We start from the raw sequence: 12,134 nt of genomic DNA, 5'->3' as shown, positions 1-12,134 counted from the left end.
CGTTTTTGGTTTTATTGGGTATTACATACTTCTATCTTGTTCCTGTTGGCTGTTCGCTAATAAGCGAAAGCGATTGTTCTATGGGTGCAGCAACGCCTGCTGCCAGATATGGCACCATACGCTCGATCAAATCTTCTGGTTTAACCTGACGGGAAAAATCATTTTCGGCAATCTCACACAGCGCGGTAGATGAGGCCATGGTGAAAACCGATGCACCGAGGGTGAAATGCAAGCGCCAGAATAAGGTTTCAGGGTCTAAAGAGGGGTTGGCGCGGCATACCGCCGTAGTAAATAGTGTCAGTACCTGCTCGTAGCGGGTCATGATGAACCAACGCAAATGGCCCTGGACATCGGTGTATCCCCTGCCAATTAGCGACATAAACACGGTCGCTCCACTGGCTCGATACTCATTCAGTGATAGCAATGGATCTTTGATACAACGGAAAACATCTTCCATTGAAAAATCGTCACGCGTTAGCAGAACTTCCAGCTCTGATTGCAAGGCAGGCATAAATGCCTCGAGGTAGCGACCAAGAACCGCCCGGACTAAGGTTTTCTTATCGCCATAGTGATAATTGACGGACGCCAGATTCACCCCAGCTTTGCTGGTGATGGTTCGCAGTGACGTGTCTTTGAAGCCGTGTTCGGCAAAGAGTAGCTCGGCAGCATCCAGGATACGTGCCTTGGTTTCTCCCTTTCCAGCCATATTCATTCACCCGTATTAAACACTTGTTTAAACTTTACATCTAAGAAACATTTTTAACAAGTCGCAAATATACACCATGTTGTAACACATTGATAATTTCGCGGTTTAATCCAAAAGTCGTGAAGGTGATCAATCTTTTCCATGGCGGCGAGTTCGCCTGCCGCAGCCATAAAAATTGTCTTAAGCCCGTCTCATGAAAAAGCGTTGAGAACAAAGCAAATAAAAAAAATCTGAGAAAGTGAAAAAAAATTGGAACAAAGTCCACATCTACGGGTCATAACTAGTGCCACTGCTTTTTCTTAGAAGACATTCTTCGAAACCCGTCCCCACTAATGGAGATGGGTTTTCTTTATTATACGTGCCACTTTTTCACGGCTCACGCCTACTTCATGATTTAAAATCATAGGGTTAAAAGTAAATCAGGCAATTTTTTAAAAAATTAATGAACCAACTGAAAAATACCTAGTCCTATATAGTGACATTCAGATTAAAGACTTTCACAAATTGCTGGCCGCAAATTGCATTTACTCTTTAATCTAACAATGCCACTGCTGCTAAACTCCTAATTGTATATAGAGCGTTGCCCACTCAGTTGAAGTGGGCTTTTTTTTATCCAACAACTGGCGGGTTCCAACCGAACGACGACTCAACAGACACTCTATAGCCCGTAGCCCGTAGCCCGTAGCCCGTAGCCCGTAGCCCGTAGCCCGTAGCCCGTAGCCATTTTCCACAGGTTTATAAAAAAAGAGAAATTTTTTGAACCATTTCAATTAGGGCTAGTCATATATAGTGACATTCACATTAAAGGCGCGGAACTTAGATAAATCATCTACTTGATACGCTTCTTTAATTTATGATGCCACTGCTGCTAAACTCCTAATTGTGTATATAGAGCTTTCGCCCACTGAATTTCAGTGGGCTTTTTTTTAGCATCAGAAATTATTTTCAATTTTTTTGAACTAATCGAAAACACGTCAGTCATATATTACATGATTCATGATTAAAGATGCGGTTCATAAGCTAATTATCAATTGCTTAACGACAAAATAGGAATGTCCTGACCTTCTTTAATTTGTGATGCCACTGCTGCTAAACTCCTAATTGTGTATATAGAGCTTTTGCCCACTGAGTTTCAGTGGGCTTTTTTTTGTCATCAGAAATTATTTTTATTTTTTTTTGAACTCATCGAAAACACGTCAGTCATATATTACATGTTTCATGATTAAAGACGCGGTTCAAAAGCGAATTTCAGCACTTAATGGCGAAATAGGAACGTCCTGCCCTTCTTTAGTCAGTGATGCCACTGCTGCTAAACTCCTAATTGTGTATATAGAGCTTTCGCCCACTGAATTTCAGTGGGCTTTTTTTTACATTTCCTACATATGCTTACCTTCAAGCTACCAACTTGAGTTGATAAGGATTCACCCATCCAATACCATGGATTAGTAGCATTCACAACTCTGGTGCAAGTTTCAGTAGTTGGTCACGGCGTAGTGTTAACGACAGCCAACCGAGCGTTTTCGATGCATCAATCACTTTGCTGTTCCGCTCAACGGAATCGACGAACTCTGGCAGCGGCAAACCCGCCATCTTAGCCATTTGCCGATAATAAACTTCCCTGCTCGGGTGATCAGGCGATGCTAAATGCAAAACCCGCTCACGAGGCCAACCATGAACCAATTGCACAATAGCGGCTATGCAGTCTTGTTGATGGATAAGGTTGACCTTGTCTTTGCCATTTTCAATCCCCTGACGTCCCGACAAGAAGCGTACCGGATGCCGATTAGGACCAATGAGGCCAGATAAGCGCAAAACCACAGCCTCACTTCCCCACTCATCAAGCAGGTACTGCTCTAACTCATAATGCGCTTTACCTGACGGAGTATTGGGGCGGGGCACTGTTGACTCATCAACTACACCACTACAGTCCCCATAGACTGCTGTCGTGCTAATAAAGACGATTCTACCGCAACCAAACTGCTTAGTCGTCGCTGAAAGTAGTTTTACTTTGGCAACCAATTCGTCCGCTGCCCCTTCATGCCGGCCGGGAGGGACATTAATGACAAGCAAGTCGGTATCAAAGAACTGCGTTATCTGCGGTGTAAGCGTCTCCGGGTGAGCTAAGGTTTGTGGAAGCGAAAGAGCCACACCATGAATACCTTGTTCTACCAACTTATCCGCTTGCTCTGGCGCTTGCTTGCTGCCCCATGTTTCAATCCCTAGTTGAGCTAGATGCTCGGCCAAAGGTAGCCCAAGCCAGCCACAACCACATATACTGACCTTGTTAATTTGTCCCTTCTTCATCCCTTTCCCCTGTTACCAAACACCTGAAAGTCATTTTCAAATAGCTGCTCAAAACTTCAACTTGATTTATTTCAACCTGTAAATTAATTCCCGCACACTGAAAATTAGCTACAGAAAAACACGATATCAGCCCTTCAAACCGTAATTTTGATTAAAAATCTTTTCAGTTCTGAAAGAAAAAACTCGATCTTTGTCAAACTATAATAAAAAGAGAAAGCGATATTCATGGATTTACTAGGAGCAGATCCATGAAAAGTAGTATAGTTTCATCAAAACGGCTTAAAGCATTTTCTACGACGAGTAAGCCAGTAACGAAATTCAGTAACGAGCGGTAACCGCCATGAATACCCTAGAGAAAATTCAAAAGAATCTTGATAACTTCAGTAAGTCAGAGCGTAAAGTAGCTGAAGTTATCCTAGCATCACCACAAACAGCCATTCACTCGAGCATTGCAACGTTGGCTAAGATGGCGGATGTCAGTGAGCCTACAGTTAACCGCTTCTGTCGTCGTCTGGATACCAAAGGCTTTCCAGATTTTAAACTGCACCTTGCCCAGAGCCTAGCCAATGGTACGCCGTATGTGAACCGCAACGTCGAAGAAGATGACGGTCCAGATGCTTACACCTCTAAAATCTTTGAATCTACCATGGCATGCTTGGACGTAGCGAAGAACAGCCTAGATCCAATGCAGGTTAACCGTTCTGTTGACCTATTAACGCAGGCCAAGAAGATCTCTTTCTTTGGCCTAGGCGCATCGGCATCTGTCGCTCACGATGCCCAAAATAAATTCTTCCGCTTCAATATCCCAATTGTCTGCTTTGATGACATTGTGATGCAGCGCATGAGTGTGATTAATTGCAGCGACGGCGATGTTGTGGTGATGATCTCCCACACTGGCCGTACCAAGAGTTTGGTTGAGGTAGCCCGCATGGCCCGCGAAAACGGTGCCACTGTCATCGGCATTACCGCCAAGGATTCTCCGCTTGACCGTGAGTGTTCTATCTCTATCTGCTTGGATGTGCCTGAAGATACCGATGTCTACATGCCAATGGCGAGCAGAGTCGTACAGATGACTGTCATCGATGTGCTGGCGACAGGCTTCACACTCCGCCGTGGCGCAGGATTTCGCGAAAACCTAAAGCGTGTCAAAGAATCACTGAAAGATTCTCGTTTCACGAAAGAAGGCATCATTTAACCTTCTGTAACTATCGCATCAAACTTGACTGATAAGGCATCGCTTCGGCGGTGCCTTTCTTTTTTCTCCTGCCGATTCGTCGCTCTGAAGCCATACCCATCAACTACAATTACTCCACCCAACAAAGCAAACACCCGCCAGTATGAGCAGTGTTGCCCATTAAAAATCTGCAATTTTTCCACTGTATGATGAAAAAACACCCACAACTAGTCCGACAATATGTTTTTTTCTTACAGTTTGTTGATAAAGAACAGCTTCTTTCTACCTTTATATGTAGTAAAATTTCACGCAATTCAATGAAGCAGATTTCTACAAGCAATCGTTTCATTGGTAACCAATGATACAGATGGAGTTTCCGATGTCTGAAAGGCTAAGACGTACTAAAATCGTTACTACTTTGGGTCCTGCAACCGACCGCGATAACAATCTAGAAAAGATTATCGCTGCGGGTGCGAATGTTGTGCGAATGAACTTCTCACACGGCAGCCCAGAGGATCACATCCAACGCACTAAAACTGTACGTGAAATCGCCGCTAAACTAGGTAAGCACGTTGCTATCCTAGGCGATCTCCAAGGCCCGAAAATCCGTGTGTCAACTTTCAAAGACGGCAAGATTCAATTGGCGATCGGCGACAAGTTCACCCTAGACAGCGACCTAGCAAAAGGTGAAGGCGATCAGCAAGCTGTTGGTCTTGACTACAAAGAGCTACCTAAAGACGTTGAGACAGGCGACATCCTGCTTCTTGACGATGGCCGCGTTCAGCTAAAAGTCACTTCAGTTGAAGGCAACAAAGTTCACACTGAAGTTACCGTCGGCGGTCCACTATCAAACAACAAAGGCATCAACAAGAAAGGTGGTGGCCTTTCTGCTGAAGCACTAACAGACAAAGACAAAGCTGACATCATCACCGCTGCACAAATGGGCGTTGATTACCTAGCAGTATCATTCCCACGTAACGGCGAAGACATGAAATACGCTCGCCGCCTAGCGATGGAAGCAGGTCTTGAAGCTAAGCTAGTCGCTAAAGTTGAGCGCGCTGAAGCTGTAGCGACAACTGAAGCGATGGATGACATCATCATGGCTTCTGATGCAGTAATGGTTGCCCGTGGTGACCTTGGTGTTGAAATCGGTGACCCAGAGCTAGTGGGCGTTCAGAAGAAACTGATCCGCCGTGCTCGTAGCCTTAACCGTACTGTGATCACAGCAACCCAGATGATGGAAACTATGATCACAAGCCCAATGCCTACCCGCGCAGAAGTCATGGACGTTGCTAACGCCGTTCTTGATGGTACGGATGCAGTAATGCTTTCTGCTGAAACAGCAGCCGGTAGCTACCCTGTTGAGACAGTAACAGCGATGGCTAACGTTTGTATGGGTGCGGAAAAAGAGCCAAGCATCAACGTTTCTAACCACCGCCTAGCACGTACTTTCGAGTCTGCGGAAGAAACAATTGCCATGTCGACCATGTATGCAGCAAACCACATGGAAGGCGTTAAGGCAATGATCTCTATGACAGAATCTGGCCGTACGCCACTGATGATGTCTCGTATCTCTTCAGGCAAACCAATTTTCGCTATGTCACGTAACGAAAACACACTAAACCGCGCAGCACTATTCCGTGGTGTAACACCGGTTTACTTCGACCGTGATAGCGATGCTGGCCTAGAAGCGGCTAAGCACGCAGTGGAAAATCTGAAAGAAAAAGGTTTCCTAACTACAGGCGACCTAGTGATCGTTACCCAAGGTGACGTGATGGATACCGTTGGTAGCACCAACAACATGCGTATCCTAACTGTAGAGTAATCTATAGCCTGAATGAAAAAAGCGTGATGGTTAACACCATCACGCTTTTTTAATACCTGCCTCTTTTATGGATAGGTCTTATCGACTCTCACCCCATTATCAAAATAAAGTATCCTGACCTTGTCTTGTTGCTGGAACAGCATGGTGGAATCGACATCTTGAATCACATCAATCAAGGTGCCATCCTCCGCCTTGATGAGTAGCTCCACTAATCGGTATTGAACAATCTGTTGAGTTGGCTGGCGATTATGTGCAATGCCCGCACCGGCAACCGCTCCTACTGCTGTAGCAACCTCACGGCCAGTTCCATCACCAAACTGGTTACCAATCAAACCGCCGATCACACCTCCCAGCAAGGTTTCCCAGCCATTCCTCTGCGACTCTATGACTTCTTGGTGGGTGATATAACGGACACTATCGACTGCCCCAAACACCACTTGGTTCACCGTTCTCGCCTGATTTCTATTGTACGGTGCCGCAGAAAGTGCCATAGGTAAAATTAACAATAACACTAACCATTTTCTCATCATGTATAATCCTCTTTCCCGGCAACCTGTGCACTTGGGCAAATGCTTTATTCCCAAGTAAATTAAGCTACATTTAGTGTAATTATGGCAATTTATCTTCCGGAACTTGATCCGGTCAATACTGACTTCCCAGCCCCTGAAACCGCACTCGCAGATCCCAACGGCCTGCTTGCCTTCGGGGGTGATCTGCGACCAGAACGCCTGGTCAGTGCCTACCGGCAGGGAATATTCCCCTGGTTTTCCGAAGGTGAACCCTTGCTGTGGTGGAGCCCTGCCCCTCGGGCCGTATTCCTGCCAGATCAATTCCAACCAAGCAAAAGCTTACGGAAATTCTACCGAAAATCTGGCTACCAAGTCACATTGAACCAGGCTTGCCACAATATTATTGAGCTTTGCGCCAGCACCCGGAAAGCGGAAGAAACGTGGATCACCCCTGAAATGATCCAAGCCTATCAGCACCTGCATGACCTTGGCTACTGTCATTCGGTAGAGGTCTGGCAGCACGGTAAACTGGTAGGCGGGCTATATGGGATCAGCGTGGGCGGTGTGTTCTGCGGCGAGTCGATGTTCTCGCTAGCTGACAATGCCTCTAAAATTGCCCTCTGGCTATTTTGTGAACACTTCAGCGCTCATGGCGGCCAACTGATTGATTGCCAAATCATGAATGACCACCTTGCCTCTTTGGGCGCTGCAGAAATGGAACGGGATCTGTTCACACATTTCCTGCAACTGCAAAGAGATGCCATACTGAGTGATGCGTGCTACCAGACTCAGGAGTTAACGTTCCCAACATCATGAGCAGTTTAAACAAACTTCCTTTACGCATTGGTTTGACCCCGGAATCGTCGTGCAGCTATCTCCCTGGGCAAGACGAGCAACTTGGCGTTGTGATGGACCACCACTGGTTATCACCGGCTGGCTATAGCGTGCTACTGGCCTCAGGTTACCGTCGCAGTGGCAGTGCCGTCTACAAGCCCATGTGTCAGCAATGCCAGGCATGTGTTCCGCTACGGGTTGACTGCCCTGCTTTTCGCCCATCAAAGAGCCAGAAACGCCAACTCAACCAGATAGCCAAGCTACGTTGGGAGTTCAAAACAGATCTGGACCCAGATTGGTACCCGCTATATGAGCGGTACATCACCCAGCGCCATTCTGATGGCAGTATGTATCCACCGAACAAGGCCCAGTTCTTCGAGTTTTGTACCGCCCCCTGGATGGATACCCTGTTCCTCCATGTCTATGAGGAAGACGTACTTATCGCCATTGCCATTACCGATGTTTTCGATGATGCCATGAGCGCGGTATATAGCTTCTTTGACCCGGACAGCTCGCTCTCGCTCGGTACGCTCTGTGTGCTCTACCAAATCCAATATTGCCAACGCTCAGGACGGCGATGGCTCTATCCCGGCTACCAAATTGACCAGTGCAAAGCGATGAACTACAAGACTCGCTTCAAGCCCTACGAGAGGCTGACAGCGCATGGATGGCAACATTTTGATGAAAACTAAGCTGCATTTTTCACCGCTGTCTGAGGGAAATACGATAAAATACGTATTAATGCATCAGAGTAGCTGACAAAGCACATTCGCAGATGTAAAATTGCGGCCTAAACTTTACACTCAAACAGTTTCAAGGCATTATCCAGCCCGATCAGATGAATGGCTGGTAGCCTAAGAGGATTCAATGGCAAAAGAAGACGTAATTGAAATGCAAGGTACTGTGCTAGACACACTACCTAACACTATGTTCCGCGTAGAGCTTGAGAACGGTCACGTTGTTACCGCTCACATTTCTGGCAAAATGCGTAAAAACTACATCCGTATTCTTACTGGTGACAAGGTAACTGTGGAACTGACTCCATACGACCTAACCAAAGGCCGCATCGTCTTCCGCGCCCGTTAATCTTATACAAGATTACAGAATACAAATAAAACCCGGCCTCTCGCCGGGTTTTATTTTTTCTAACCCCATCAAACCTTATGCGTTCTACTGCCACCTTTTCGATAAAAATCCCTCATCATCACCGCAAAATTATTTTATTTGCCACACCCCCCGTTCGGTTGTTTAATCCCCCTGCACCCAAAGGCACAAAGCGAGCGAGGTGTATACGAGGGACACGCCCTCACCTTGTTCTGTCATACCGTGAAATCTGTCTGCAGCACGGCCGTTTAGGAATGACAATGAAACCTATCGCAATGCATGATATGCAAGTAGAACTTAACCTATTGCACATGTGCGACATCGCAGCCACTATCCACCCGAAAGACCGACCGCTAAACACGTCGCCTCACCTTGAGCGCCGTAAAAAACGAATGTCGCAAAGACGGGCCCAACGAACGCTCGCTGGCAGCGTCTAACCCTATTTGGTTCACCTAGGATGTTGGCGGGGCATATTGCATTCCCATCGCTCCGCACATCTACCTGATGAGTATTAACTAACCTGGTACTTACAGTCTTGCGACTGGGCCTTGCCACAGCTGCCGATTGACTGTCAGTACCCAATCACTATCCGAGGAAAATGTAATGAGTGATTGGACGACTAAAAATGCGCGTGACGTTTACAACATCCCATATTGGGGACAAGGCTACTTTGATATCAACCCACAAGGTGAAGTCGTGGCAAGGCCGGACAGCCTGAACCCGCTTAATACCATAGCCCTGTCACTGTTGGCGGATCAGTTAATTGCCAAAGGTGCATCTTTACCGGTTTTGGTTCGTTTTCCCGATATTCTCCATCACCGGGTCGATACCTTGTGTACAGTCTTTAACCAAGCTATTTACCACTACCAGTACCAAGGTGAATATCTAGCGGTTTACCCTATCAAGGTAAACCAGCAAGAGGCTGTCGTCAGCGAGATCTTGGCTAGCCAATATGCCAAACAACAACGCCAATTGGGCTTAGAAGCCGGAAGCAAGCCAGAGTTGATGGCTGTGCTGGCAATGGCGCAGCAAGCGAGCTCTGTGATTGTCTGTAACGGCTATAAAGACAAAGAGTATATCCGTCTAGCCCTGATCGGTGAAAAGCTTGGCCACGATGTTTACATCGTGCTGGAAAAGCTTTCCGAACTTAAGACCGTCATGCAGGAAGCCATCGAGCTAGGTGTACGTCCACGCCTGGGCTTACGTGCTCGCCTGTCATCACAAGGTAAGGGGAAATGGCAAGCTAGCGGTGGTGAGAAGTCAAAGTTTGGCCTTTCTGCATCCCAAGTGCTGTCTGTTGTCGAACAATTACGTGACAACGATATGCTCGACTGCCTGCAGTTGCTCCACTTCCACCTTGGCTCGCAGATCGCCAATATCCGCGATGTGCGCAATGGTGTCGGTGAAGCTGGCCGGGTGTATGCCGAATTGAAGAAACTGGGCGCAGGGATCACGACTGTCGATGTCGGCGGTGGCTTGGCTATCGACTACGAAGGCACCCGCAGCCAGAGTAGTTGTTCAATGAACTACAGCCTGCGCGAGTATGCCAACAATGTGGTCTACACCTTGGGTGATATCTGTAAAGAATACGATATCCCGATGCCAAGAATTATTTCGGAGTCTGGTCGTAACCTGACCGCTCACCATGCAGTGCTGATCACTGACGTCATCGGTGTAGAAAGGTATAAACAAGAGTCTGTCACTCCACCAGAGGCAACTGCCCCGCAGATCCTGCATAACATGTGGCATTCGTGGCAGGAACTAATGACACTGACCGACTCTCGCTCGCTCATTGAGATTTACCATGACAACCAGAGCGATCTGGCTGAAGTACATACTCAATTTGCTATGGGTATGCTGAGCTTTACAGAACGCGCCTGGGCCGAGCAAATCAGCCTCAGGCTCTGTTATGAGCTTGAGAAAATGTTGTCAGAGAAGAACCGGGCCCATCGCCCGCTTCTGGATGAACTACACGAGCGCCTTGCTGACAAGTTCTTTGTCAACTTTTCGCTGTTCCAGTCATTGCCTGACGCATGGGGAATCGACCAGATTTTCCCAATTCTGCCGCTGAGCAACCTCGACAAGGAACCAGAGCGTCGTGCTGTGATCTTAGACATCACCTGCGATTCAGACGGTGCCATTGAGCAATATGTTGAAGGCCAAGGAATAGAAAGTACATTGGCTGTTCCTGCCTGGAGTGATGAATCACCTTACCGCATGGGGTTCTTCCTTGTGGGTGCCTACCAAGAAATCTTGGGGGATTTGCACAACTTGTTTGGTGATACTGATACTGCGATTGTTCGTGCCTTGCCGGAAGGCGGCTATGAGATCGAGCGTGTAGACCATGGCGACAGCGTCAAAGACGTCCTACGCAGCGTTCGTCTTGATTCTGCCAACTTCTTGGCCCAGTACGAGCAGATGGTCAAACAACACCTGCCTGAACACGAGCACAGCGCAATCTTGAGCGAGCTTGAAGAAGGGCTAAATGGTTATACCTACCTGGAAGATGTCCAGAGCCAGCGTTAATACATAACGACACAAACTAACACAATGAGGCCACCAACTTACTGGTGGCCCTTTAACAGGACCCATTTATGGCAACCCTTGCAACTCATCCAGATTATTCGCTAACGGCAAATGCCTTTGGTTTCTTGCGCCGGCCGTTAGAGTTTGCCCCGCATTCCACCAACGCTGATGTCATCATCACCGGCGTCCCGTTCGATATGGCGACAACAGGTCGCTCAGGCAGCCGTATGGGTCCGAACGCAATCCGCCAAGTATCAACCCACCTAGCTTGGGAAGGCAAACGCTGGCCTTGGTCATTTGCGCTCAAAGACAAGCTAACCATTGCCGATTGCGGTGATTTGGTTTTTGACAGCGGTGATGCTGGGCAAATGTGCGAACGCTTGGAAAACCACGCGACGTCACTGCTTGAAGTTGGCAAAACCTTGCTGACATTCGGTGGTGACCACTTTGTCACCCTGCCGCTGCTACGTGCCCATGCGAAGAAATTCGGCAAGATGGCACTGATCCATTTCGATGCCCATACCGATACCTATGATATGGGTAGCCAGTTTGACCACGGTACTATGTTCTACCATGCCCCAAACGAAGGCTTGATTGACCCAGAGCACTCAATTCAGATCGGGATCCGTACTGACTACGACAACAAACTCGGCTTTAGTGTGCTGGATGCAGGAACAGCCAACGACTGGTCGGTGGAACAAATTGTCGAGAAGATTAAGCATACCGTCGGTGATATGCCAGTTTACCTGACCTTCGACATTGATTGTTTGGATCCGGCGTTTGCACCGGGAACCGGCACCCCTGTCTGTGGCGGGCTAACATCGGACAAGGCGCTGAAGATCATCCGGGGCTTACAAGGTATCAACCTGGTGGGTATGGATGTAGTCGAAGTCGCCCCGGCTTATGATCATGCTGATATGACCGCTTTGGCTGCCGCGACTATTGCTACGGATTTGTTGCATTTGTACGCGAGTCAGAAGTAGAGCGGGAACTGGGAACTGGGAACTGGGAACTGGGAACTGCAGTGATATGACCCCCGTAAAGTAGACACGGGGGTTAATTTCTCAGTTCGTACATCATGGGACTCAATCCACCATTAGTCCCATGCCTTCTGACTACATTGTAATAGCCATTGATATAGTTGCGACACTC

At 47.6% G+C, this 12,134-nt stretch carries 11 protein-coding genes; 8 read left to right on the top strand and 3 right to left on the bottom strand.

Annotated elements, in window-relative coordinates; all coding sequences use genetic code 11:
* Positions 1 to 31 precede the first annotated feature (31 nt).
* Complete coding sequence (gene psrA / locus C9J01_RS07090; RefSeq protein WP_107297459.1) at positions 32 to 706, bottom strand: TetR family transcriptional repressor PsrA; 675 nt, start codon at positions 704 to 706, stop codon at positions 32 to 34.
* A gap of 1,452 nt (positions 707 to 2,158) precedes the next feature.
* A complete protein-coding gene (locus C9J01_RS07085) occupies positions 2,159 to 3,010 on the bottom strand; it encodes an SDR family oxidoreductase (protein WP_107297458.1) in 852 nt (283 codons plus the stop codon).
* A 340-nt stretch (positions 3,011 to 3,350) separates the two neighbouring features.
* Between C9J01_RS07085 and C9J01_RS07080 the strand changes: the two genes are divergently transcribed.
* Both C9J01_RS07080 and pyk read left to right on the top strand, forming a co-directional pair.
* A complete protein-coding gene (locus tag C9J01_RS07080) occupies positions 3,351 to 4,205 on the top strand; it encodes a MurR/RpiR family transcriptional regulator (protein ID WP_107297457.1) in 855 nt (284 codons plus the stop codon).
* Positions 4,206 to 4,563: 358 nt separating this feature from the next.
* Positions 4,564 to 6,009 (top strand): pyruvate kinase, encoded by a 1,446-nt coding sequence (gene pyk / locus C9J01_RS07075; protein WP_107297456.1) that lies wholly within the window; start codon positions 4,564 to 4,566, stop codon positions 6,007 to 6,009.
* Between the two features lie 65 nt (positions 6,010 to 6,074).
* Here pyk and C9J01_RS07070 read toward each other — a convergent pair whose 3' ends face one another.
* Positions 6,075 to 6,536, bottom strand: coding sequence for a glycine zipper 2TM domain-containing protein (locus tag C9J01_RS07070; protein ID WP_107297933.1), 462 nt, complete (start codon positions 6,534 to 6,536; stop codon positions 6,075 to 6,077).
* An 84-nt stretch (positions 6,537 to 6,620) separates the two neighbouring features.
* Between C9J01_RS07070 and aat the strand changes: the two genes are divergently transcribed.
* The 6 genes from aat (at position 6,621) to speB (ending at position 11,965) form a co-directional block, all read left to right on the top strand.
* The gene (gene aat, locus C9J01_RS07065; protein ID WP_107297455.1) at positions 6,621 to 7,334 is read left to right on the top strand and encodes a leucyl/phenylalanyl-tRNA--protein transferase; all 714 of its coding nucleotides are present in this window, start codon (positions 6,621 to 6,623) and stop codon (positions 7,332 to 7,334) included.
* Positions 7,331 to 8,044, top strand: a complete 714-nt coding sequence (locus tag C9J01_RS07060; RefSeq protein ID WP_107297454.1) for an arginyltransferase — start codon at positions 7,331 to 7,333, stop codon at positions 8,042 to 8,044. The genes aat and C9J01_RS07060 overlap by 4 nt, the downstream gene beginning before the upstream one ends.
* Before the next feature lie 175 nt (positions 8,045 to 8,219).
* Positions 8,220 to 8,438: a translation initiation factor IF-1 gene (gene infA, locus C9J01_RS07055; RefSeq protein WP_005298441.1), complete on the top strand. Its 219-nt coding sequence runs from the start codon at positions 8,220 to 8,222 to the stop codon at positions 8,436 to 8,438.
* Positions 8,439 to 8,716: 278 nt separating this feature from the next.
* Positions 8,717 to 8,893, top strand: coding sequence for a hypothetical protein (locus C9J01_RS29600; RefSeq protein ID WP_158264504.1), 177 nt, complete (start codon positions 8,717 to 8,719; stop codon positions 8,891 to 8,893).
* A gap of 166 nt (positions 8,894 to 9,059) precedes the next feature.
* A complete protein-coding gene (speA, locus tag C9J01_RS07050; protein WP_107297453.1) occupies positions 9,060 to 10,982 on the top strand; it encodes a biosynthetic arginine decarboxylase in 1,923 nt (640 codons plus the stop codon).
* 68 nt (positions 10,983 to 11,050) lie between these two features.
* A complete protein-coding gene (gene speB, locus C9J01_RS07045; protein ID WP_107297452.1) occupies positions 11,051 to 11,965 on the top strand; it encodes an agmatinase in 915 nt (304 codons plus the stop codon).
* Positions 11,966 to 12,134: the final 169 nt, after the last annotated feature.

This window comes from Photobacterium rosenbergii (assembly GCF_003026455.1).
Lineage (GTDB): Bacteria > Pseudomonadota > Gammaproteobacteria > Enterobacterales > Vibrionaceae > Photobacterium > Photobacterium rosenbergii.
Note: the sequence above shows the minus strand (reverse complement) of the source record. Positions and strands in the feature narration are given on the sequence as shown.